Below are 24,068 nucleotides of genomic sequence, written 5' to 3'. Positions count from 1 at the left end.
ATGAGCGGACTGGATGCACGGGATCGCGCGCCCATCGGCCGTTGCGTGATCGACCGGGTCGAGATCACGCCGTGCCGCCAGCGGCAGGATGACCCGACCTGGCGCTTTGCGCGTGGCACGATTACGCATGTGGATGGCTGGATCGTGGCCTTGACGTCGCGCGCGGGGGACGTGGGTTACGGCCATGTGCTGGGCACGCCGATCTACGCGCCCGATGTGGCGCGCATCGAACCGGTGCTGCATGCGCTGGCGGGGGTGGTGCAGGGCAAGAATGCATTCGAGATCGAGACCCTGCATGCCCTGCTTGCGCCCGTGGCCGAAGACGAGGCCTGCGCCTTGTCCGGCTTTGTGAATGCGGTGTATGACCTGATCGCGCGGACCTTGCGCATTCCACTGCACACCCTGCTTGGCGGCAAGGTGCGCGACCGGATCGAGGCGTCGCGCCTGATTCCGCTCAAGTCACCGGACGCGATGGCCGATCATTGCGCGCGCCTGGTGAACGAAGGCTACCGCTGCCTGAAGATCAAGCTGAGTGGCGAGTCCGAGCTCGATGTGGCGCGCGTGGCGACGGTGCGCACGCGGGTGGGCGCCGCCATCACGCTCACGGTCGATGCCAACCAGGCCTATGATGCCGATCGCGCCATCGACGTCTGCCGGGCACTGCAGCCGTATGGCATCGCGATGATGGAACAGCCTGTGCCTGCGGATGACGTGGATGGACTGGTGCGGGTGCACGCAAGCGGGCTGTTGCCGATCGAAGCCGATGAATCGATCAAGACGCTGCGTGGCCTGGTAACCCTGATCGGCCTGGGCGCGGCGGATTCCTACAACCTGAAGCTGCATTACCTGGGCGGTATCCGCAACACGCTGATCGCGATACGGATCTGCGAAGCGGCAGGGGTGGGCTATCGCTTCGGTGCGATCTTCGGGCCGCGGCTATTGGCTGCCCAAGGCGTAGCCGTGGCGGCGGTGGCCGGGACGATCCATGCAGGCGCGGAGCTGTCGGAATTCGAGCATCTGCTGGACGATCCCTTCAGCGGGCTGACGACCGAACAGGGGGCGTTGGCGGTGCCCGACGGCATTGCGTCGGGAGTGACGCTGGGAGAATAGGACTGAGCGGCGATAGGGCTGGGCGGCTGATGCTGGCCGGTGACCGGCGTTCGGCAGGGAAGGACTCAACGCAATCGCGCCGCCTGCCGCACGTGCTGCCGTGCGTTCAGTTGATCGCGTCGCGCAGCTCGGCAATGGCCGCTTCGGTTTCGCGCATCAGCCGCGCCACCAGTTCTCCGGCCGGCTCCAGGGTATCAATCAATCCGGCGCTCTGGCCTGCTTCGATCTTGCCCTGTTCGACATTGCCATCCAGCGCCGCCAGCTTGAGCGAACTGCCGGCAAACAGCGCGTCCAGGGCCTCGTCACCGGCGCCGGACGTTTCCGCCGCGGCGTAGGCCGCTGAAAACGCATTCTTGACCATACGGATCGGGGAACGCCCCTTGCCCACGACCGCCGTGTCGTTCACGCGGGCCCGCAGGACCGCATCCTTGTAGGCCTGATGCAGACCGGACTCGGGTGTCAGCAAAAAGCGAGTGCCAAGCAGCGCCGCGCTGGCGCCCAGGGCCAGCATCGACGCAATGCCCGCACCGTCCGCAATCCCCCGCCGCCGATCACCGGTATCGATACGGCCTTGACCGTGGAGCGCACCAGCACCACCGTGCCGACTTCTTCCGGACCGGGGTGGCCGCCTGCTTCATAGCCCACGGCAATGACGGCGTCGACACCGGCCTCTTCCGCCTTCCTGGCATGCAGGGGATTGGCGGTGACCTGGATCCAGGTGACGCCGGCCGCCTTGAAGCGCGCGATGTGCGCCTTGGGTCCACCCTGGGACGCGATGATGATGGGCACGCGTTCTTCAAGCACGATGTCCAGGAATTCGGCGGCGCGCTTGTTGTACAGAGGAACGTTGACCGCGAAGGGACGCGATGTGCCTTCGCGGACTTCGCGGATGGCGGCCCGCAGCGCGTCGGGGTACATCGGCCCGGCCGCGATCACGCCCAGCCCGCCTGCCTGCGACACGGCCAGGGCCAACGCCGCATTGGACGATGCCCAACTCATGCCACCCTGGATGATGGGGTGTTCGATATCGAGCAGTCGGGTGATGCGGGTAGTCAGGGTCATCGTGGTGTCCAGGAAAAGGCGGCGTCCGGGGTAGTGGCTGGATGGAGTCGGGCAGTGTCAGTGGCCCGGCGTCTGCTGGCGCAGCGCCGTATTCACATCGCGGTTGGCAATGACGGCGTCGGCCTGGGTCATGTCGAAGGCGGCGTAGAACAGGCGCTTGGAAGCCTGCATGGCGGCAGGCGGAAAGGCGGCGAGTTTCGCGGCCAATGCCAAGGCGGCCGGCAGGAGTTCTTCGGCCGGCACCAACTGGTTGACGAGGTTCAGGTCGCGTGCGCGCTCGGCGCCAATGGGTTCGCCGGTGCCTATCAGTTCGAAGGCGATTTTGGGACCGACCTGCCGGATCAGGTTGGGGATGAGCAGTGCGGCGGTAATGCCGTGCTTGACCTCGGGATAACCGAAGCGCGCGGCTGGAGACGCCACCACCATGTCGCAGCCCAGCGCCAGGCCCGCGCCGCCGCCGATCGCACCGCCATTGACGGCAGCAATCACCGGCGTGGTCATGCGTTGTGGAGCAAGCAACAGGTCGACCAGCAGGCCGTTGCGTTCCGCCAGGACAGCCGCCGGATCGGGTGCGTTGCGGGACTCTTCAAGGTCGGCGCCAGCGCAGAATGCCGAGCCGTTGCCGGTGATGACGACACAACGAATGGCGTCGTCACGATCGGCGGCGGAAAGCTCGTCAAGCAGCGCGCGGATCAGGCCGTTCGTCAATGCGTTGCGCTTGGCATGCCGGTCCAGCGTAAGGAGTCGGGTCTGGTCCTGCGTGCTGACGAGAAGGTCGGCCATGGTGATCCTGTAGGTGCGCTGATAGTTGACAATGATAACTAGATAGTTAACTTTGTCAACTTGTTGGGAGGGCCGGCGAGTCAGTCCCGCAGCAGCTCCAGCGCAGCTTGGAACAAGGCCGAATCCGGCTCGGCAAAGCCGTCGCAGACGGTCATGTGATTGAGGCCCGGGAGGGGCACGTCGCGCACGACGTTGTCGGGCCAACGTTCGGCGATCAATGCCGTCTGGCGCTTGAACTCGCCGCTTTCCTCGCCGCCCACGGCAGTGATCAGGCGTGCGCCAGACCCTGGCGACATGTAGGCGGGCGACAGCTTTTCCACGCGTTCCGGTGTCAGCGCCAACGACGCCAGGAAGGGCGCTTTCGACACCGGATCCAGATCATAGAGACCGCTGATCGCGAGTCCGCCGTGGATCAGGCTGGACGGCAGATCATCTCCCCATTGCGGCCAGCGCGCGGCGATCATCATGGCGGTCAGGTGGCCCCCGGCCGAATGGCCGCTGGTGACGATGCGGTCGCGATCGATACGCAGGTCGTCCGCATGGCGATACAGCCAGGCGTGCGCCGCCAGCATCTGGCGAACGATGCCTTCGATGGGATTGGCGGGCGCCAGCGCATAGTCGACCACGGCAACCGATACGCCTTGCCTGACGAGTTCAGGCGCGATCCAGGAAAAGTCGGACTTGTTCAGCGCGCGCCAATAGCCGCCATGCATGAATACGAACAGCGGCGCATCGGCGGATTCGGCCGGAAAAAGTCCAGCGTTTCGCCGGGCTGATCGCCATAGGCCAGCGTGCGCATGCGCGGCTGGCGGTGGCGCGCTTCGACGCTGGCTTGCGCCCAGTGCGCCTGGATCGCGTGGAACTCGGGCACACGCAAGCTGGTGTTGTAGTGCGCTTCGAAATAGTCGGGCGTACCGGGCTTGGGATGGGGCGCGGCGGCAGCAGGAGAACGTCGGGTGGTGGCCATGGGTCCGTCGATGAAAAATGCCGGTGACATCGCGCCGGCAAGAGGTCAGTCGATCAGGATACCGCAGCGCACGCGCCTGCTTCTTTGCGCGCGCGTCCGGGCTAGCGCGTTGCGCGCCTGGCTTCCTTGGGAAAGTCGCCGTCGACGTATTGCCAGATACCGGCTTCGCGCGTGAAGCGGCTGACTTCGTGCATGCGCTGCGCCCGGCCCGCGAATTTGCTGCGGGCGACGAATTCGACCGTGGCCTGGCCATCGCCCGTGGCGGCATGGCCGCGCAGTTCCAGGCCTAGCCATTGCATGCCGGGAGGATTGGGGTCGAGGGTGATGGGGCGGGTGCTGGGATGCCAGGTATCCAGCAGGTAATCCAGGTCATCGAGCACGAAGGCGCTATAGCGCGATCGCATCAACGACGGCGCATCGGGCGCCTTGAGCCGGTCGGGTCCGGCGTGCCAGCGGCCGCAGCAGGCCGCATAGGGCAGGCGGACGCCACAGGGGCACATTTGGTCTACAGTATCGCCTCGCTTCATTTGTCGGTACCCACCATGCTGTTTTTGCTTTCGCCCGCCAAGAAACTCGACTTCGAATCGCCGGCCCACGTGGCCAAGCATACGCAACCCCTGTTCCTGGATCAGGCCGCGGCCTTGATCGAGGTGCTGCGGCGCAAGTCGCCGCGCGAAATCGCAAAGCTGATGGACCTGAGCGAGAACCTGTCCACGCTCAACTCCGAGCGGTACCACGACTGGACTCCCGAGTTTACGACCGAAAACGCGAAGCAGGCGGTGCTGGCCTTCAATGGCGACGTCTACGAGGGGCTGGACGCGCCCCACCTGTCGGCCAAGCAACTGGACTGGGCTCAGCAGCATCTGGTGATACTGAGCGGTCTCTATGGCGCGCTGCGGCCGCTGGACCTGATGCAGCCCTATCGGCTGGAGATGGGCACGAAGCTGGAGACCCCGACCGGCAAGAATCTGTACCAGTTCTGGGGCGGCGAGATTGCCGCGTATCTGAACAAGCGGTTGAAGGGCAAAGACGAGCGCGTCGTCATCAACCTGGCGTCCGAAGAATATTTCAAGTCGGTGGACCGCCGCGTTCTGGATGCGCGCGTGGTGCAGTGCGTGTTCGAGGACCGGAAGGGCAATGACTACAAGGTCATCAGCTTCTACGCCAAGCGCGCGCGGGGTCTGATGGTGCGCTACGCCATTGAGCACCAGGCGGCAACGCCCAAGGATCTGCTGGGCTTCGACAAGGCGGGCTATGCCTACGCCAAAGCCGAGTCGACCGACGACCGGCTCGTGTTCCGCCGGGATGTTGCCGCGGACTGAGTGGGGTGGGCCACTGCGGAGCGGGACGCCGTACCGCGTTAAGCAGTGGCCGGCTTGCCCACGGGCGCGGGTGTCGTACGGGCCTCATGCGGGGTGCGCAGCAGCCGCAATCCGTTGAAGACCACCAGCAGGCTTCCGCCTGCGTCGGCGAACACGGCCATCCACAGCGTGGCATGGCCGGTAAATGTCAGGCCAAAGAACACGATCTTGAGCAGCAGCGCGAAAGCGATGTTCTGCATCAGGACCGCCGCGGTCCGGCGCGACAGGCGGATGAATTCCGGGATCTTGCGCAGGTCATCTTGCATCAAGGCGACGTCGGCCGTTTCAATGGCCGTGTCGGTACCGGCCGCGCCCATCGCAAATCCAATGTCGGCCCGGGCCAGCGCAGGCGCATCGTTCACGCCGTCCCCGACCATGCCGACCCGGCCCTGGTTCGACAGGTCGTTGACGATACGCAGCTTGTCTTCAGGCAGCAGGTTGCCGCGCGCGTCGGTGATGTCCAGCGACGTGCCGACCGCGCTGACGGTGGCGGCGTTGTCGCCCGAGAGCATGACGGTACGCACGCCCAGCGCGTTCAAATCGGCAATGGCCTGCCGGCTGGTGTCGCGCACCGTGTCGGCGACGGCCAGCAGCGCCAGCGCCTGGCCTTTCCGGGCCAGCACGACGGCCGTCTTGCCCTGCCGCTCCAGGGCTTCCATCGCACTGGCCACGGCGGGCGTGTCGGCGCCGATTTCCTGCATCAGGCGCGGGTTGCCGACGTAGTACATGACGCCGTCGATCGCGCCTTGAACGCCGCGGCCGGGAAGGGACTGGAAGCCGGTGACCTCGGCCAGGTCGGCGGCGTTGACACCACTCGCAATGGCGACGGCGACCGGGTGGGGCGACAGCACGTCGATGCTGGCGGCGAGCCGGTGGGCGGCGTCGCGGGACAGGGCGGCAGTCGAATGAAGGGGAGCGCCTGGGCCGGAGCCTAAGGAAGCGCCCGACGTCGGGGCTGTGCCTGACGCCGAGTCGGCATTGTCTTCAGGCAGCACCATGATGTCGGTCAACGTGGGCTTGCCCTCGGTCAGCGTGCCTGTCTTGTCGAGTGCCAGCGCCGTGAGCTTGCGGCCCTGTTCCAGATACAGTCCGCCCTTGACCAGGATGCCGCGGCGTGCTGCGGCGGTCAGCCCGCTGACGATCGTGACGGGGGTGGAGATGACCAGCGCGCAAGGGCAGGCGATTACCAGCAGCACCAGGGCGCGGTAAATCCAGGGTTGCCACGGCGCGCCGAATGCCAGGGGCGCGACGACGGCAACCGCGATGGCCGCCAGGAAGACGATGGGCGTGTAGATACGCGCAAAGCGGTCGATGAAGCGTTGCGTGGGCGCGCGTTGCGCCTGCGCGTCCTGCACGGAGCGGGCAATGCGGTCCAGCATCGTGTCGCCCTTGCGGGTCGTGATGTCGATCTCCAGCACACCGTCCTGGTTGATGGTGCCCGCAAAGACGCGGTCGCCCGTCTGTTTGTCCACGGGCATGCTTTCGCCGGTGATCGGTGACTGGTCGATGCTGGACACCCCACGCAGCACCACGCCATCGAGCACGACGCGTTCGCCGGGCCGCACGCGCACCACCTGGCCGATGGCCAAGGTATCGACCGACTGTTCCAGCCAACCGCCGTCGGGCTGCCGCACCAGGGCGCGGTCGGGCGCAAGCGCGGTCAGGCCGCGGATGGCGTTGCGGGCGCGTTCCAGGCTCAGGGCCTCGATCATTTCGGCAATGCCGAACAGCCAGATCACCACGGCGGCCTCGGGCCACTGGCCGATCAGGACGGCGCCGATCACGGCGACCGTCATCAGCAGATTGATGTTCAGCGTCAGGTTCTTGAGCGCGATCCAGCCCTTGCGCAGGGTGGGCAGACCGCCGATCAGGATGGCCGCCAGGGCGAGCGCCGCGATGGGCCACGAGGTTTCGTCGCCGGTGCTGAAGGCGACCACTTCCGAGCCGATCGCCAGGACGCCGGCAATGCCCATGCGCCATGCCATCGTGCGAGACACGGCGGGCGCAGGCGCCGCGGGCGCGGCGCCTTCCTGCCCGGGCGCATTGAGCAGCACCGGCTTCATGTCCAGGCCGCGGATCGTTGCCATGAGCGGTTCCGGGTCGGGCAGGTCGTGATGGACCCGCAACGTGCGTTCGATCAGGTTGAACGCCAGTTGATGCACGCCGGGCAGGGGCTCCAGCGCCTTGCGCAGCAGCCGTTCCTCGGTGGGGCAGTCCATCTGGTCGATGCGGAACAGCGAGAACGGCGTGCCGTCGGGCGCGGGCTGGGCGGCGACCGACGCAGCCAGGTCTTCCGGGCCGGCGGCGCAGCAGGTGTCCTGGGCGTGCGCGTGGGCATCCGCATGGGCGTGTGCGTGCGCATCAGCGTGTGCATGGGCGTGCGCGCCGGCGTGTGCGTGTGCAGCGGCGCGGGCGTGTGCTTGGGCTTGGGCGCTGCCGCAGCAGCCCTTCGAGTCGGACATGGGCCCTCCAATCATGAGCCTCTATTGAAAACCCTATAGCAAGTACAGAGTCAAGCTTTGTGCCGATAGTGCGCTATGCTTGTGTAACAACGAGTCGGGAGCAACCAGCTCCCCAAAGAATCGGTTCGAGGTGCGACATGAAAATCGGCGAACTGGCCGCACGTACCAACACACCGGTGGAGACCATTCGCTACTACGAGCGTGAGGCGCTGTTGCCGCCTCCCGCGCGCACGGCGGGTAACTATCGGATTTACGGTGAGAGCCATGTGGAACGTCTGCAGATGATCCGGCACTGCCGGTCTCTGGACATGACGTTGGGCGAGATCCGGCGTTTGCTGGAATTTCGCGATGCGCCGAATGCCAGCTGTGGCGAGATCAATGCCTTGCTGGATGAGCACATCGGCCATGTGGCCACGCGGATCACCGAACTGCGCGCGCTGCAGAAGCAGTTGAAAAGCCTGCGGGAACAATGCCTGCAGGCCAAGGCCGCGAAGGACTGCGGCATCCTGCAGACCTTGGCCGAGGCGGTCGACCCGCCTCCAAGGCACGATTCGACGCACAAGCACGGATTGCTGGGGCCGACACACAGTTGAAGTCGGGCGGGCCGGGCGCCTGGTGGGTCGAACCGCCGCATCGCCAGTTCCTGACGCTGTCCGAGTCGCGTGAGCTCGCACAAGTGCGCGGCCCTAACGGCTGCCGGCTGATCGCCGGTTGCGGAATGGTGGCTGTCTGCCTCCTCAGGCGGGCAGTCGTGCGAACGCGGCGCTGCGGCGGATCGACAGGCTCGTCTTGGCCATCTGTTTCAGTTGGAACACCAACTGGCGCAGCGTGTGGACGGTGTCACCGTCTACGGACCCGGTGGCTTCCGCATCCAATACGGTGCTGTCCAGATCGCGGGCCAGTTCGCGCAAGACTTCCGAGTCATCCCGCGTGTCGGGCGTGCCCTTGACGGCGTCATCCAGAATGCCTTCGATACGGCGCGCGACGCCTGCCAACGGCGGCGGCATGGCGGGCAGGGTGGCCAGGAGCGGAGCGGCTGCACCGATCTGCGCGGCCAGTTCGTGGTTCTGGATCACCAGATTATTCAACTCGGCCACCGACCGCTGCTTGGAGCGCGGCTCCAGCATCATCCGGTAAAAGGAATTGGCAAAGTTGCCGAACGCAATGTGCACGTTCTTGCGGGCCAGCCGGTAGTCGACGTCATCGGCCGGCTGCGCAACGCCCGTGGCCACCAGTTGCTGGCTGGCCGACAGATAGTTGCGATTGGCCGCGATCGCGCGCTGCACGGCCGGCTTGATCAGGCGGTATTCCCAATACGGCAGGAAGTAGCTGCACCCCAGCGCGATGATGGAGCCCACCAGCGTATCCAGGGCCCGTTCGCCGATCACCGATAGCGACCCGGGCGCAATGAAGTGAAACGCCAGCAGCACGAAGGTGGTGTTGAAGGTGGCGCTGGCCAGGTAGTACAGCTGCACCAGGCTGTTGCCCATGACCGCCGCCAGCATCATGGCGGCGAACAGCACCAGCGTGTTGTCAACGAACGAAAGCAGCGCCAGGACCAGCGCGCAGCCGATCAGCGTGCCGGTCAGCCGCTGGACGTTGCGCTGCTTGGATAAGGAAAAGCCCGGCTTCATGATGACGACGATGGTCAGCACGATCCAGTAGCTGTGCATGATGTGATGCGGAATCAGCCACTCGCTCGATATCGTCATGCCGATCGCCACCGCCAGCGTCACCCGCAGGGCGTGACGAAAATTGGGCGACGACAGTTTGAGGTTGCTGGTGATGCGAGCGGGGCTGAAGTCCTGCTTCGACAGGAAGCGGCGCAGGGACGCATCCATTTTGAGCGACGAGGCTTCGCCATCGCTGGCCGGGTCGGTATCGCGATGCAGGCGGTCCAGGATGTGGGACGCATTGCGCGCGCGTCGGAAGGTCCAGATCAGCGCCGTATAGGCTTCGGGCTCCAGCTTGGGAAAGTCGGCCTTCTTCAGCTGGTCGATCTCGTATTCGATGGCGCGCAGTTCAGCCTTGACGTTGATGTGGCGATGCGTGATCCGGTCTTGCGTGATCGCCAGGCCGACCGCTTCGGTATCCAGCGCCAGCTTGTGCAGCAGATCGTGGAAGAACACCAGCAGGTCGGATCCGGCAAACACCCGCCGCAGCAGTTCGTAATCCGTGTGCACGGCCACCACGGTCTCATGCAGATCGACGATGTCGATGAACATCTTGAACATGCGGGCGCGGCGCGCGTCCATGCCTTCACTGGCAGCGCGGGGCAGCTCGCGCAGGACCACGTCGCGCGCGGCTTCCTGCTGTTCGGCCACGGCCGCCTGGCGGACGATCAGTTGCTGGTAGTTGTCTTCCAGCCTGACGTCGGGATCATAGAAACGCGCCTTGACCTCAAGGTATTCGGCCGACGCAAAGATACATGCCGCGATCGCCTGCTGTTCCTGGCGATACCACTGCAGCCGTGTGACCACCAAGCTGAAACCGGTGTACCAGAGTCCGCCCGCGATGGTGACGACGGTGTGCAGCAGCGCCTGTCCGGGCGTGAAGTCGCTGTGCATCGTCAGCGTCATCAGCAGCATGCACGCAAAGCCGATCAGCCCGCCCTTGCGGCCAAATACGCTGAGCAGCGACAGGAAGAAACACAGGCCGATGACGGTGAACCACAGCCCCCACGCATAGGGCGTCGCCAGCGCGGTGATGCCCGCCGTCGCGGCGCCCAGCACCGCGCACCCCAGCATTTCGTTCTTGCGATGCCGCACCGGGCCCGGCTGGTCGACGATGGACACACACATGGCGCCGAACGTGGCGGCCAGGCCCAGCACCGGCAAGTCGAACAGCCCCAGCAGCACCATGGCCGGCACCAACGCCCCAAGCGCCTGCCGCACGCCACCGTAGAAGTAGTGGCTGTACACGAATTTTTTGATGTTCTTGGTCGAGTAATCCAAAGGTAAGTCCCCCCTGGCGCTGCGCGCCTCCCCAGGGGCGGCACTGGCGGCCTGGCAAAGCCAGATCCGCTGTGCCCGCGATAAGGGGGCGTTGCAAGCTAGTTAGTTGTTGTCGTCCGGCGCTATGCCGCGGCCCACTTCAGGCACAGTCGATCTGGCTTTGCCAGTCGACCAGTGCCGCCCCTGGGGAGGCGCGCAGCGCCTAGGGGGGCTCAATATGATCCTAGCCAACTTATCGTAGTCGCCGTCGAAATGGTGACCGCCGGGCAGGCTGACGACCTTGATCTTCGCGGGATCGACCAGGGGGCACCCCGAGTCCTTGGCTTCCTCCAGCCCGTAGATGCACGTGGTCGTGCCGGCCGCCAGTTTTTCGGTTTCGGGCGCGATCGGCAGGCCGTTGGACGGGGCCGAGATCCAGTTGGTCACCTGGAATTCGAATGCGGCTTTCTTGCCCAGTCCCATCAGCACTGTCTGCGGGATGTGCTTGCGGGTGGCGGCGGGCATGCGGTTCATGACGAAAGGCAGCACGTCGGCCCCTTGCGAATAGCCCACCAGGATGACCTTGCTCTTGTTCCACCGCGTCAGGTAGAAGCGGATCAGCCGGTCCATGTCGGCGGTGACGGACGCGGGCGTGCGTTTGCTCCAGAAGTAACGCAGCGAATCCAAGCCTACGGTTGGCACGTTCATCTTGAGCAACGATGCGGCCACGTCGCGGTCCAGGCCCGCCCAGCCGCCATCGCCACTCAGCAGAATGACGAAGGTGTCGCCGGGCGCCTTGCTCGGGATCTCGACGACCGGCAGGTCGGCAATGGTGGCGGGTGGGATGGGCGGCGCGGCGGGGCGCTCGGCGTTCAATTTGTTGAAGGCCGTGGTGTAGGTGCCGATCCACGGGGCAGATGCATCGTCGCGGCGAGTGGGCAGCGTCACGGGCTGGATCTCGACGCCAGGAACGGCGGCAAGGAAGGCCTGCGCCGCGCCGGGCGCGCAGGCGGCAGGGGCTGCGCTCGTGTTGGCCGCGCCCGGATTTGACATGCCCGGGTTCGGAACGCCGGAGCGGACGGCGCCCGTCGTCGCGCCCGGGGCCGCTGTGACTGCCCTGGTCCCGGCATTCGGATCCTGCAGCGCGATCCACGGGTGGTCCAGCTTCTTGGCTGGCAGCAGCTTCGCGCCCGCAGCCGACGTGGCCTTCTCGAAATGCACGCCTTCGCCATTGCACAGAGGCTTCTGCATCGGCAGCACGGGGCAGAAGTCGACCGTCAGCAGGCCGCCGAAGCGCGTGACAGGCGCCTGGGCGTTCATGGCGTAGGCCAGCGATGCCCCCGCGCCCTGTCCGACCAGGATAGGCGGGAAGTAGGTGGGCAGGTGTTCGTAGGCTTGTATGAAGCGGCTCAGGTTTTCCATGTCGCCATCGGGCATTACGCACTTGCCCTTGTCGGCTTCCAGGTTGGCCAGCAGCTTGGCGGTGTCGATGCCCGCGACCATCGTGCCTTGGCGGGCCAGGGCTTCGGCCTGCGTCTTTGCGGCAGCGTCCCAACCCGCCGCGCCAGACAGCAGCAGCGCGAAACCCTTGACCGGGCCGGCGGGCTTGTACACCGGCAGGTCGTTGAACCGGCCGTGCGAAATCGTTTCCGGAGACGCCGCCTGGGCGCCCGATCCGGCCAGCAGCAGGGCGGCGCCCAGCACGGCAAGCACGCGGTGTTTCATTTGGCGATGACTCCCTTGAGTCCGCCGCCGATCAGGGCGGCCGTGTCAGTAAGCGCGAATAGTGGATTGACGCCGCCCTGGGCGACAAGATAGCGGGCTTCCCAAACCGGATCGAACTTGTCCTTGAAGCTGCGCAGGCCGCGAAAGTTGTAGAAGCGCTCGCCATACTGGAACATCAACCGGCCGAATCGGTGCCAGCGCGGCGCCAACTGGTGGTCCACCATGCCCGACATGGGCGCCATGCCCAGGCTGAACCGCTGGTAGCCCAGCGACTGGAAGTGCAGCATCAGCTTGGCGAACAGGAAGTCCATCGTTCCGGCGGGCGAATCGGGCCGCTGCCGCATGAGATCGACGCTGACCTCCACGCGCAGCACTTCGGGCGACATCAGCGTTGCAAACGCAACGATACGGCCCTTGGCCCGCACGACCGCGACCGGCTGACGCTGCACGTAGTCATCATCGAACGCGCCCAGCGAAAAGCCCTTTTCCTGCGCGTTGTGCTGGGCGAGCCACAGGTCCGAAATCTCGCGGATCTCGTCTAGGATGGTGTGCACGTCGGGTGGCGACACGATCTCGAAGCTGGAGCCTTCGCGTTCGGCGCGGCTCACCCCGTGGCGCACATTGGCGCGCCGTGATCCCTGCAGGCTGAAGTCGTGCAGCGTTACATACGCTTCTTCGCCCAGCTTGAAGGCGCGCAGGCCGGCATCCAGGTACAGCGGCAGCGTCTGTGGACGGGCCTTGTAGAAGGCCGCGCGCCCGCCATTGCCATGCGCTATTTCAATGAAACGCCAGACCAGTTCCGGCCATTCCTTGGCGACACCCACCGGGTCGCCCAGCGCGATCCACGAGCGGCCCTGCTTGCCGTACATGATGAAAGACTTGCCCGACGGCGAAAACAGCAGGCTCTTGTCGCCCATCAGCGCCAGGCAGGCATCGGCCGCGGCCTGGGCGCGTACCACGGCATCGGCTTTGACCAGGTCGTCGGCGCTGGGCGGCGCGGAAGTGCCGGCGGGCTGGCGGAACAACTGCCACAGCCCGAATACCAGCGCAATAATGGCGACCGCCATCATGGCCCGCATGGACCGGGACGCGCTGCTGTCCATGGCAAATTCCCACCACATGCGGTCGGCGTAATCGACGTCGCGATAGGCAAAGAACAGGATCCACGTCATGGCGGCCAGTACGCAGGCCACGGCGATCAGCCAGCCTTTTTCGAAGGTCTGCGTGAACAGGGACGAGCGACGGTAGAACTGCTTGCGAGACGTGATCAGCAGCAGCGCGAGCAGGCCCATGACGGCGAGTTCCGACACCGCGATGCCTTTGGGCAAGGCCAGCACGCCCGCCACGATGGCCGCGCCCAGGGCTGCCCACCAGGCGGCATCCAGCCGGTGCAGCAGGCCGCGTGACACGAACAGCAACACGAGCCCCATCACGCTGCCGATCAGGTGAGCCGCTTCGACCACGAACAGCGGCACGTTCAATTCCAGCAGTTCGGCCACGGCATCGCTGGTAGTGGGCGTGACACCCGACACCAGGAGCATGATGCCGGCAATACATGCCAGGCCCGCCAGCAATCCGGGCGTCAGCTTCATGGCGGCGCGGCCTACCTTGGCCACGGCAGTGCTGCGCAGTTCGAACGTGGCCAGCAGGATGGCGGCGACGATCAGCGGCAGGATGAAATAGATGCCGCGATACAGGATCAGGGCGCCCGCGATCTGCTCAGTGGGCGCGCGGCCGCCGCAGGCCAGCAGGATCACGGCTTCGAACACGCCCAGACCGCCTGGCACATGGCTGATCACCCCCAGCGCCATGGCCACGGCGTAGAACGCGACGAAGGTGGGCAGGTCGACGACGTTGTCAGGCAGCAGGAACCACAATGCGGCCGCGGCGGCGCTGAGGTCGGCGGCGGAGATCACCAGCTGGCGGACGGCCAGCCCGGCGTTGGGCAGGGGCACCTTCCAGCGCCCCGCGATGGGCAGGGTGGTGAAGCGCGCGCACAGCAGCACGAACGCGGCAATGCCCACCAGCACCAGGCCGGACAGGCCCTGCAGCGCCCATGCCGGCATCTTGAGCAGGTCGGCGACCTGTGGCGCGCCCCACAACAGGCCCGCAGCGCCAAAGGCCGTCATGCCGAGCCCGAAGGCGCCGGCATTGAAAGCGATGGCCTGCGCCACCTTGCTGGCCTCGACCCCCGCGGCCGCATACAGCCGCATCCGGACCGTGCCGCCGGTCAGCACGCCCAGGCCGACCGTATTGCCAAGGGCATAGGCGACGAAGGAGGTAAGCAGAATGGTGGGCCGGGGCACTTTGGCGCCGACGTAGGCCAGACTGGAAAAGTCGTAGCCGGTCAGGATCAGGTAGCTGAGCGCGGTGGCCAGCACCGCGAAGATCAGGTCCAGATGGGGCGTGGCGGCCGCGGCCGCGATCACGTCCAGGTAGTGCACCTGGCTGAGCAGCACCTGCAGGGCGTCGATCAGCAGAACCGCCAGCACCAGAACGATGGCGGGAACGACCCAGGGGCGCAGCGTGGCCCACCGCGAGCGGCGCGCGGGTTCGGGCGCTTCGGCGGGCGACGCCGTAGAAGGAGCGAGCGAGGGTGAAGGCTTCATGTCGCTAGATCTTAGTCCAATGCCAAAGTCGTCGAGGCCCGCGTTCTGCGCGCGTGTCCTTTCAGGGAGTGACCGGTGTCTTCCTCACACGAAGCCGGGCCGGGGCCCTAAAGCATCCGGCCCGCCAGGCGGCGCGAGTTTAGCATCGGCGCCCGGCGGACCACCGCTTTGCGCCGGGCTAGCGGGTCTGGTTCGGCATCGGGTGGTATTGGTACAACCAACTCTCGGACAGGACCGTGCCGGCATGCTTGAGGGCCAGGCGCAATTCGACCGGGTCGGCGCCGTCCACGGTCAGGTCGAACTGGGCGCGCCAGTGCCCCGCCACGCCATTGGGCACCGGTTCCGCAAAGATGTACGAGAACGATCCGCGGGACGTCCACAGGTCCAGTTCCGGCTTTTCGCCGTAGGGCATATTGGCCAGCCCGCCCCCCAGAAACTCGACCATGAATTTGCGCACGCCCTGCGGCCGCGCATTGCCGGGTTGGCCGCCATTGCCAAGACGCGTGGCGACGCAGCGCGCCAGGGCGGGCGGGAAGGGCTCGTTGGCCGACCAGTACAGCTTGTAGCCCAGGCGATAGCTGGATCCCTTGGTAGCCGGGGCTTTCGGCACCCACATGGCGACGATGTTGTCGTGGATTTCGTCATCCGTCGGGATTTCAATCAGCTGGATCGCGCCTTCGCCCCAGTCATTGGTGGGTTCCACCCATAAAGACGGCCGACGGTCGTAATAGACGCCATCCAGGTAATGATCGAAGTTGCGGTCGCGCTGCAGCAGCCCGAAGCCGCGCGGGTTCATGTCGCTGAACGACGACGCCATGGTGCGCGGCGGGTTGTTCAGCGGCCGCCACAGGTATTCCCCCGGCGATTCCACATGGCCAGGCCGTCGGAATCATGCACTTCCGGGCGCCAGTCCACCGCCGTCGTCTTTTGCGCTTCGGAATACCAGTACATCGACGTCAAGGGCGCAATGCCGAAGCGGGCAATGTCTTTGCGCACGAACAGGGCGGCGTCGACCGTCATGGTCACATCGGCCTTGCGGGTCATGTCGAAACGGAAGGCGCCCGAGATGCTGGGGCCGTCCATCAGCGCATAGACGGTGACGGTGTCCGCGCCGTCTTTGGGGGTCTCGAACCAGAACTGGGTGAAATTGGGAAATTCTTCCGGACGCTCGGGTTCGGCTACGTCGATCGCGACGCCGCGGGCCGACAGGCCGTATTGGTACAGCTCGCCGATCGCGCGGAAATACGATGCTCCCAGGAAAGCGACCCAATCATTCTTTTTCCAGTCCAGCTTGCCCTGGTCGGCCGTACGGCTTTCCTGAAAACGGAAACCCGCAAAGCCACTGCCCGCGGGCAACTGGTGCGCAGGGCTGTCGGCCGGCATATTGAAGTAATCGTCCTGATAGACGATTTCGCGCGCGGCCAGGCCGGTTCTGTCCTGGGTCAGCACGTGCATCTGCACGGGCGACAGAAAATATCGGCCCAGGTGGAAGAACGTCACGGGAAACTGGCCCGGGCCATCGGCGAACACGGCGTACTCGGGCTTGAACTGGATCTGGCCGTGGGCGGCGTAGTCGATTTTGTCCAGGATGTCTTGTGGAGGGCGCTTGGGGGCTGGTAGGCCTTGCCGGCCAGGTCCTTGGCGCGGGCCACCAGGGCATCGAAGGAAAACGGCGTGCGTTTGCCAAAACGGATCTGGGCGGCGCTGGCGGTTGGCAGGTAGCCCATGGCGGCCAGCGTGGCGGTACTGGCCGCGGTGGCGAGAAACGTACGGCGATCGATCATACGGTGCGCAGGTCCTTGTTCTGATTGGGTTTTCGTTGAAGGCATCTTAGCTGCCCGGTCTGGCGTGCTCCACAAACCGGTTGGATCGACTCATCCGGGTGCCTGCTGTTTGGGCAGCGCACGCAAGTTTTTGTTCCGCAAGGGGTTTTCGACTTTCCAGGGCCAATGTCCCCACGGTTGTCCACATGTCGCTGGGACAACTCATGCCTGCTCATCCTTTGCAACGTTTTGCAAACTCCGTGCGCAAGTGTGTAGGGGCGGGATGGCCGCGCAAGGCGGCGTATGATGCGGCCACCCGTGGCCCTCTGCCCGGTCAGGAAAGCGCCATGCAACAGACATCGATGGTCATCAATTCGGTCGCCTACCGCGACGGCGGCAAGCTCGGCGATGTGCCGATGGCCGATATCAGCGAGGTGCTGAAAGAGCCAGGCACCTTTGTGTGGCTGGGCTTGTACGAGCCGGACGACGCCCTGCTGCGCGACGTGCAGTCCGAATTCGGCTTGCACGAACTGGCAGTGGAAGACGCACTGCACGCGCATCAGCGGCCCAAGATCGAAACCTATGGCGACACGGTGTTCGTGGTGTTGAACACGGCGCAACTGGTGGACGAACACATCGTGTTCGGTGAAACGCATCTGTTCGTGGGACGCAACTTTATCGTGTCGGTGCGTCATGGCGCATCCACCACCTATGCCTCCCTGCGCGAAAAGTGCGAGCGGACGCCGCAGCAGCTGGGGCGCGGCCCAGGCTATGTGCTGTACGCCGTGCTCGATTTCGTGGTCGATCATTACCAGCCGATCGCCAATCAGCTTGAAGACGTGTTCCAGGACCTGGAAAAGGATATTTTCCGCGACCGCTTCGACCGCGCGGCCATCGGTCGCCTGTATCAGCTGAAAAGCCAGCTGCTGCGGCTGCGGTCTGCTGCCTTGCCCGTACAGGAGATCTGTTCGCAGCTGATCCGCTTCCATGAAAACCTGGTGCCGAAGGAGTTGCGCGCGTACTTTCGCGACGTGGAAGACCACGTGAACCGTATCGTCGCGCTGCTCGATGCCATCAGTGAAATGCTGACGACGGCGATCCAGGTGAATCTGGCGATCGTAACGGTGGGGCAAGGCGAGGTGGTCAAACGCCTGGCGGGGTGGGGCGCCATTCTGGCCATTCCAACCGTGGTCTTCAGCCTGTATGGCATGAACTTCGAGTTCATGCCCGAGCTGAAATGGCATTATGCCTACCCGACCGTGGTGGCCGCGACGGTTGCCGGCTGCTGCGTGCTGTATCGGCGGCTGCGGCGGGCGGAGTGGATCTGAGCCCGGACGGGTGCCTGATGCGCGCGGCTGGATGCGCGCGGCCTGAGCCTAGCGTGCGGGCGTCGGCGCCACCTGCAGGTGCCGGTTTCGCAGCAGGGTGTAGATTCCACCGCCCATCACCACCGCGCTGAAGATGCCCACTGCGGCAAACAGGCCGAAGGCGTCGGCCAGCACGCCGACCGCCAGCGCCGGCAGCGCGTTGCCGCCGACATACCCCGCGACGTAGAACCACGACACCACGGTCACCCGCGACGCGGAGGGCGCAATATAGTTGGTCAGGCCCGCTGCACCCACGAACGCCGCGCCATACCCCAGTCCGGCGAACGCGGTGGCCACCAGGAATGCCACGGCGCTGTGCGTCCAGGCCGAAACGAAGAAACTGGCCTGCGCCAGGGCAACGACCAGTACCCCCCATGTGATCGAGGTCTGGAAACGAACGGTGCGAAAGGCCAGCTGGCTGACGCTGCCCATGGCCTGGAAAAGGAACACCAGCAGGCCGGTCAGGGCGGGATTGACGATGCCGACCAGATGCGTCGCGATCGTTGAACTGGCCGCCATGAATACCGACCCGACCGACCACGACATCATCAGCGCCGCCATCGCGATCAGGAAGGGAAAGCCAAGCGACCGGTACAAAGTGCGCGCCGACACGGCCGGCGCGTCGTGGCGCTGGCCAGCCGGCACGAACGGCCGGTGCACCCATGGCGACGCAACGATGCCCACAAAGGCGCACACCGCCGTCAACAGAATCGCCAGGAAGGGCAGCACGGTCGGCCACAGGTTCCACTGCAAGGCCAGCCCGCTCAGAACCGGACCCAAGGCGCCGCCTGCCGTGAACGCCATCGTCCCGATGACCGCGGCCCGTTGCTGGTCGCCGCGAGGGTCCAGTTCCACCAGTGCCGCGTTGGCCGCGCCGACCATGGCGCCCGTGCCCGCACCGGCAAATAGCCGTCCCACCAGCAGCCAGGCGGGCGTGTCGGCAAAGGCGAAGATCACCGAGCCCAGGCCAATCACGCCCAGCCCTGACAGCACGATGACCCGCCGGTCACGGATGCGATCCGCAATCCGGCCCAGCAGCGTCAGCGACACCAGAACACCGATCGCGTAGGTGGCGAACACGGCCGACACGAAGCTGGAGCTCAGTTGCCAGATTTCCTGGTAGTGCGGGTACAGCGGAGAGGGGACACTGCTGCCGAGCAGGGCGGAAGCGATGGCCAGCGCGACGAAAGCGCGCGTGCGGACGGTGGAAGGCATGGGGGACACGAAGGCATGACCTTGCTTGCAGGAAAAACGGAACAGGAAGCAGCACCCGCTTGCCGTTGAACGGGTCTGCGCAGCCTAGATGATGCCACGATGCCGGGCGACGCTTAGCCGGTGGGTCACATCGATCATGGCGCCGATGATCTGCACCGCGCGCCGCCCGTCGGGGGTGTCTTCGTATATGACGCGGCCCATGGATTGCATCAGCCGCTCGGTGCCGTCGACCGGAAGAAAACGGAATTCCATGAAGTACTCGCCCGTGCCTGCCGGATCGAGCGCACTCGCGCGGGCTGCCTGCACGGCTGCGCGGTCATCAGGATGGATCAGGCGATCGTGCAGTTCGATCTCGACGCGCGTTTCGGGTCCGACGCCATGCATGGCGCGGGCGCGCGCCGAGCAGTGGAGTTCCCCGCTTGCAACGTCGTAGGCCCAGTCGCCGATGCCTGCCATGTCAAGCGCGACCAGGCGGCGCTGCTCGCCTTTCTGCAAGGCCAGTTCGGCGCGCTTGCGCTCGGTAATGTCGGTAAAGAGCACGGCGATGCGGCGGCTGCCCGGACCACCGAGCCGGAAAATGTTCAGGTCGAACACCCGGCCCAGGGTGACTTCGCCTTCTTCAAGCCGGACCGACTCGCCGGTGTCGGCCGCGCGCCCGTACAACTCCGCCCATCGCGGGTTGGGATTCCTCAACAGGTCGGTTGCCGTGCGGCCGACCGGATAAGGCATGCCGGTATGGCGCATGAACGGACGGTTCACTTCCAGGAAACGGAAGTCGGTCCACCGACCGCTTGCATCCGCGATCATTTCGACGACGGCATAGGCTTCGTCCATTTCCTCGAACAGACCGCGATATTTTTCCTCGCTGTGGCGCAGCGCTTCCTGGATGCGCCGTTCCTCGGACACATCACGGAACAGGACGACGCCCCCCGTGATCTGCCCGTTCTGGTCGCGGATCGGCCCCGCCGCGAACCCGCATGCGACCCTGCGCCCGTCGCGCTGGACCAGTTCATAGACCTCATCCTTGATGACCTCACCGTTCAGTACGGCGCGCGCACCGGGCCATTCCCCGGAGGCCACCGGTCGCCCATCGAGATGGAACCCTGCATAGACGTCGCCGTGGGTCCGCGCGGCAGCTGGGTGCGCCGGTTGGCCCCACAAGGTATCGAACATCGCGTTACGGAACAGGATTTCGCCAGACAGCCCGGTGAATGCAATGGCGAGGGGGCCTGCTGAAGGACCGCAAGCAGCCGGGCCTCGCTGGCGCGCAGCGCCGCTTCGGCATGCACCCGTTCGACTTCGGCCCAGCACCTGCCGGCCACGCCTTCGACCAGCGCGACTTCTTCGGCCGTCCACCGCCTTGGACTGCGCTGATTGACTGCAAGCACGCACCGCAGGGCGCCGTCGACGACCACCGGCGATGTCAGGTCCGCCCCGATCTCGATGCTGGCATAGTCAGACTTCATGACGTCGGAGATGCGGGAGTCGGTCTGCGTGTCTTCGACGATATGGGACCACCGCTCCCGTTCCGGCGACGCAAAGGATTCCCAGGCGTCAAGGGGGAACCGGCCTTCGATGGGCGTTACGTGAGGTGAATGCACGCCGCCCGTGACGACGTATTCCCCGGTGGCTTGATTGACCTCGGCCCAGTAGGCGCGCTCTACTCCAAGGTGCTCGTGCAGCATGCGGCACGCGGTTTGCCCGATCTCGCGCGCGTCCACGAGCCCGCGAACGGCATCCGAAAAACGCACGAGGAAAGCGTTGATTTCTTCGGTGCGGCGCCGGGCATGCGACAGGACGATCTGGCCGCCAACGCGCGCGATCAGTTCCCGAGCGGAGAACGGCTTGGCCAGATAGTCGTCGGCGCCCGCCACCAATCCTTCGATCGCCCGGTCTTCGGCCGCGCGTGCGGTCAGGAAGATGAATGGCGTGTGTTTGAGTGTCGCGTCGTCGCGTATGGCGCGAAGCAGCGCAAATCCGTCGAGCACGGGCATCATGACGTCGGCAAGGATGAGGTCCGGCGGCGCCCGGCGCGCTTCGGCCAGCGCCTCGGCGCCATCCGCCACGACAGTGACCTTCCAATAGGCGCCAAGCAGACGCTGCAGATACTGGCGCAGGTCGGCATTGTCATCGGCAACGAGGACCCGGGCGCCCGGGGCCAGCCGCAGCTGCTCGTTCTTTGGAGACGCGAGCGGGTCGTCGAGCAGGCCGGCGTTGGTGCCCGAGCCAAACCATGCGTTCGCCTCTTCGGCCAGTCCGGCCGCGATGTGCGAAGTGACGTCCCCCGGCGCCAATGGCGTTGGGATATCGGACGCCTGGCGATGCGCCTTCAAGGGCATCCAGATCGTGAAGGACGTCCCGCGGCCTTCGGAACTTTGTACCTGGACCTGGCCCCGCATGCGGGTGACGAGGTCGTGAACGATGGCCAACCCGATACCCGAGCCTTCGATGGTTCGCGCACGGGTGCCGCGGACCCGATGGAAACGCTTGAACAGGTGGGGCAACTCATGCTTCGGAATGCCTACGCCGCTATCGCTGACGACCAGCTCCACGTGCAAGGACATGGCGCGCAGGCGAACGACAATGCCGCCCTCGAACGTGAACTTGAGTGCATTCGACAGCAGGTTGGAAAGGACTTTTTCCCAAAGGATCCGATCCACCGGAACGAGGGGAAGACCTGGCTGGCATTCGACACGCAACGTCAATCCGGCTCGTTCGATGGCGCTTCGAAACACGCTTGCCACGTCGGTCGTCAACGCCGCGAGGTCGGTCAGCTGCAGAACCACGCGTTGCCGCCGCTCTTCGCCCTGCGCGAAGTCGAGCAGGCTATCGACCAGCCGCAGCAGCCGGTGCGAATTGCGCGCAACGACATCGATTTCCGTTGCCAGCCCGACGGGCAGTTCGTCGCGCCTGCGCCGTATTTCTTCAAGCGGCGAGAGCAACAGCGTCAATGGGGTGCGGAATTCATGACTGACGTTGGCGAAGAATTCGATTTTGGCCCGATCGAGCTCGGCCAGCCGCTCGCTGCGTTCGCGTTCGAGTTCGCGTGCGCGCGCCTCCGCCAGGCCGGCGCTGATCTGCTGCGTCACGAGCCGCAGGAAGTTGCGGTAGTCCTCGTCCAGCGGCCGCTGGGGGCTGAGCCCCGCGATCAATGCGCCAATCGGCGGCTTGTCTTCGGCCCACCGCAGCGGCAGCACCAGCGCGGCGCGTGGAATCAGCCTGTCTTCCTGGTGGCTGAGAAGCGCGGCGATCTCGGGCGCCCGACGGTCGATGTCCTCGAGCAACAGGCCAGGCGAATACGCCGCCGAAGCGGTCTGAAGCAGGCGCTGCAGCGCCCACAGGTCGCGCGCGGCCACCATGCCCAAGGTGTGGGGCGCCGCGGCGCTACCGGCGGGCAGGCCAACCGTACCTGCAAGCGTGGCATTGCGCCGGCCGGGGTCGAACAGGTAAAGCAATGCAAAGGGCAGGTCGAACGGCGCGGCATCCAGCACGGAGGCGGCCCGTTCGCAGGCCTGGCGCGGGGTGTCCGCGCCGATGATATGCGCCGCCAGCGCGCGCAAGGCGGCCATCCGCCGTTCGGCGACGACCGTGCGCGTCGTTTCCCACCCCGCGCTATGGATACCGACAACCACCCCCGCACATCACGGATGGGCGAGTAGGCGAAACTGACAAAGGCTTCTTCATCCACGCCATGCCGGTCGATGACCAGGCGCACTTCCTTGGCGTCTACTGCCGTGGCCCGCGTCAGGACCTGGTCGACAATGGGGGCCAGCCTTCCCCATGCGTCGTTCCAGGTTTCACAGGCCGGACGGCCCAGCGCTTCAGGATGTTGACGTACGCCAAGGAAACGGCGGTACGCATCGTTGTAGATCTGTACAAGGGAACGCCCCCACCAGATGGCCGTGGGGTGCGGCGATTCGATCGCCGTGCGCGCGAGCAGCCGGAGTTCAATGGGCCACTCCAGGGCGGTGCCTATCGGCGTGCGGGACCAGTCGATGTCGCGGGCAAGGGCGGCGACTTCGCCCTTGATTCCGAATACCTGCTCGATGGCCTCCAGTTCCGAACGGGCCTTTGGCCGCACGGCGCCGGAGACCAGTTCGGTCAGCACCTGCGCCATGTCGTCCAGCGGCACGACCAGGTCTGCCGCGCCAGCCGCAATGGCTGCCTTGGGCATGTCGGTGTATTCGGCCGAAGCCGCCATCTGGACGAGGACGCGCCCACCCGCGACATGCAGTTCGCGGGCACCCAGGGCGCCGTCGCGCCCCAGGCCGGTCAGGACGACGGCGATGGCCCGATGGCTGAAACTCAGCGCGACGGAGTGAAGCACCCGGTCGATCTGTCGGTCGAGCGCGCCGCCTTCGCAGGCATGCAGGCGAAAGCTGCCGTCGGGCAGCAGTTCGATACAGGAGCGTGGGGGGCAAAGGAGTACCTTGCGGGGAGCCAGCGTGGACTGTTCGGTCACCCATTCGAAGGTATATGGAAGCCGGGCCGCGTAGATGTCGCGAAGGGTGGATTCCACCGGCAGGTGCTGCACGACGACGATGGGCACGTCGAAGTCCAACGGCAGATTGCGCAACAAGGCAAGGATGGCGGATTGTCCGCCTGCCGAGGCACCGATCACGACGACGCCAAAGTCCGCCGTTCCGGTCATGGCTTCACGGTCTGTCTGCATTGCATCGTTGTCGGACCCAGCGTCGCCGGCCACGACAAC

15 protein-coding genes and 3 pseudogenes are annotated in these 24,068 nt (G+C 65.6%); 4 read left to right on the top strand and 14 right to left on the bottom strand.

The features are described from left to right. Complete coding sequence (locus ACNANG_RS05585; RefSeq protein WP_420226344.1) at positions 1-1,110, top strand: mandelate racemase/muconate lactonizing enzyme family protein; 1,110 nt, start codon at positions 1-3, stop codon at positions 1,108-1,110. A gap of 106 nt (positions 1,111-1,216) precedes the next feature. Here the strand turns inward: ACNANG_RS05585 and ACNANG_RS05580 are convergent. The 5 genes and pseudogenes from ACNANG_RS05580 to ACNANG_RS05560 form a co-directional block, all read right to left on the bottom strand. Continuing rightward, a pseudogene (locus ACNANG_RS05580) lies at positions 1,217-2,109 on the bottom strand (NAD(P)H-dependent flavin oxidoreductase). 120 nt (positions 2,110-2,229) lie between these two features. After that, positions 2,230-2,955 (bottom strand): enoyl-CoA hydratase/isomerase family protein, encoded by a 726-nt coding sequence (locus ACNANG_RS05575; RefSeq protein ID WP_420226343.1) that lies wholly within the window; start codon positions 2,953-2,955, stop codon positions 2,230-2,232. An 80-nt stretch (positions 2,956-3,035) separates the two neighbouring features. After that, on the bottom strand, positions 3,036-3,668 hold the full coding sequence (locus ACNANG_RS05570; RefSeq protein ID WP_420226342.1) for an alpha/beta hydrolase: 633 nt from the start codon (positions 3,666-3,668) through the stop codon (positions 3,036-3,038). Continuing rightward, the gene (locus ACNANG_RS05565) at positions 3,641-3,922 is read right to left on the bottom strand and encodes a hypothetical protein (RefSeq protein ID WP_420226341.1); all 282 of its coding nucleotides are present in this window, start codon (positions 3,920-3,922) and stop codon (positions 3,641-3,643) included. The genes ACNANG_RS05570 and ACNANG_RS05565 overlap by 28 nt, the downstream gene beginning before the upstream one ends. 101 nt (positions 3,923-4,023) lie before the next feature. Beyond that, positions 4,024-4,449 (bottom strand): YchJ family protein, encoded by a 426-nt coding sequence (locus ACNANG_RS05560; protein WP_420226340.1) that lies wholly within the window; start codon positions 4,447-4,449, stop codon positions 4,024-4,026. Positions 4,450-4,464: 15 nt separating this feature from the next. On the opposite strand from ACNANG_RS05560, the gene yaaA reads away from it, so the two are divergent. Then, the gene (gene yaaA, locus ACNANG_RS05555; RefSeq protein ID WP_420226339.1) at positions 4,465-5,244 is read left to right on the top strand and encodes a peroxide stress protein YaaA; all 780 of its coding nucleotides are present in this window, start codon (positions 4,465-4,467) and stop codon (positions 5,242-5,244) included. Positions 5,245-5,282: 38 nt separating this feature from the next. Here yaaA and ACNANG_RS05550 read toward each other — a convergent pair whose 3' ends face one another. Further along, positions 5,283-7,745, bottom strand: a complete 2,463-nt coding sequence (locus ACNANG_RS05550; RefSeq protein ID WP_420226338.1) for a heavy metal translocating P-type ATPase — start codon at positions 7,743-7,745, stop codon at positions 5,283-5,285. Positions 7,746-7,882: 137 nt separating this feature from the next. Here ACNANG_RS05550 and cadR point away from each other — a divergent pair, with 137 nt between their 5' ends. Next, positions 7,883-8,338 (top strand): Cd(II)/Pb(II)-responsive transcriptional regulator, encoded by a 456-nt coding sequence (cadR, locus tag ACNANG_RS05545; RefSeq protein WP_420226337.1) that lies wholly within the window; start codon positions 7,883-7,885, stop codon positions 8,336-8,338. Positions 8,339-8,482: 144 nt separating this feature from the next. On the opposite strand, the gene ACNANG_RS05540 is transcribed toward cadR, so the two are convergent. From ACNANG_RS05540 to ACNANG_RS05525, 4 genes and pseudogenes are all read right to left on the bottom strand, one after another. After that, positions 8,483-10,699 (bottom strand): FUSC family protein, encoded by a 2,217-nt coding sequence (locus ACNANG_RS05540; protein WP_420226336.1) that lies wholly within the window; start codon positions 10,697-10,699, stop codon positions 8,483-8,485. A 102-nt stretch (positions 10,700-10,801) separates the two neighbouring features. Beyond that, positions 10,802-12,403: a virulence factor family protein gene (locus ACNANG_RS05535; RefSeq protein ID WP_420226335.1), complete on the bottom strand. Its 1,602-nt coding sequence runs from the start codon at positions 12,401-12,403 to the stop codon at positions 10,802-10,804. Then, positions 12,400-15,012 carry a bifunctional lysylphosphatidylglycerol flippase/synthetase MprF gene (gene mprF / locus ACNANG_RS05530; protein ID WP_420226334.1) on the bottom strand — a complete coding sequence of 871 codons (2,613 nt, stop codon included), beginning with the start codon at positions 15,010-15,012 and terminating at the stop codon, positions 12,400-12,402. The genes ACNANG_RS05535 and mprF overlap by 4 nt, the downstream gene beginning before the upstream one ends. A 178-nt stretch (positions 15,013-15,190) precedes the next feature. After that, positions 15,191-16,796: pseudogene (locus ACNANG_RS05525) on the bottom strand (glucan biosynthesis protein). Between the two features lie 326 nt (positions 16,797-17,122). On the opposite strand from ACNANG_RS05525, the gene ACNANG_RS05520 reads away from it, so the two are divergent. After that, positions 17,123-18,103 carry a magnesium and cobalt transport protein CorA gene (locus tag ACNANG_RS05520; protein WP_420226333.1) on the top strand — a complete coding sequence of 327 codons (981 nt, stop codon included), beginning with the start codon at positions 17,123-17,125 and terminating at the stop codon, positions 18,101-18,103. Between the two features lie 48 nt (positions 18,104-18,151). On the opposite strand, the gene ACNANG_RS05515 is transcribed toward ACNANG_RS05520, so the two are convergent. The 4 genes and pseudogenes from ACNANG_RS05515 to ACNANG_RS05500 all read right to left on the bottom strand — a co-directional run bounded on the left by ACNANG_RS05515 (position 18,152) and on the right by ACNANG_RS05500 (position 24,029). Beyond that, positions 18,152-19,357, bottom strand: coding sequence for an MFS transporter (locus ACNANG_RS05515; protein ID WP_420226332.1), 1,206 nt, complete (start codon positions 19,355-19,357; stop codon positions 18,152-18,154). Positions 19,358-19,441: 84 nt separating this feature from the next. Beyond that, the gene (locus ACNANG_RS05510) at positions 19,442-20,530 is read right to left on the bottom strand and encodes a PAS domain-containing protein (RefSeq protein ID WP_420226331.1); all 1,089 of its coding nucleotides are present in this window, start codon (positions 20,528-20,530) and stop codon (positions 19,442-19,444) included. A 698-nt stretch (positions 20,531-21,228) separates the two neighbouring features. Continuing rightward, a pseudogene (locus ACNANG_RS05505) lies at positions 21,229-22,446 on the bottom strand (ATP-binding protein); the annotation flags it as partial. A gap of 125 nt (positions 22,447-22,571) precedes the next feature. Beyond that, positions 22,572-24,029, bottom strand: coding sequence for a chemotaxis protein CheB (locus ACNANG_RS05500; protein WP_420226330.1), 1,458 nt, complete (start codon positions 24,027-24,029; stop codon positions 22,572-22,574). Positions 24,030-24,068: the final 39 nt, after the last annotated feature.

The sequence above is a fragment of the Pigmentiphaga litoralis genome, from assembly GCF_048632615.1.
GTDB lineage: Bacteria > Pseudomonadota > Gammaproteobacteria > Burkholderiales > Burkholderiaceae_B > Pigmentiphaga > Pigmentiphaga litoralis_B.
Note: the sequence above shows the minus strand (reverse complement) of the source record. Positions and strands in the feature narration are given on the sequence as shown.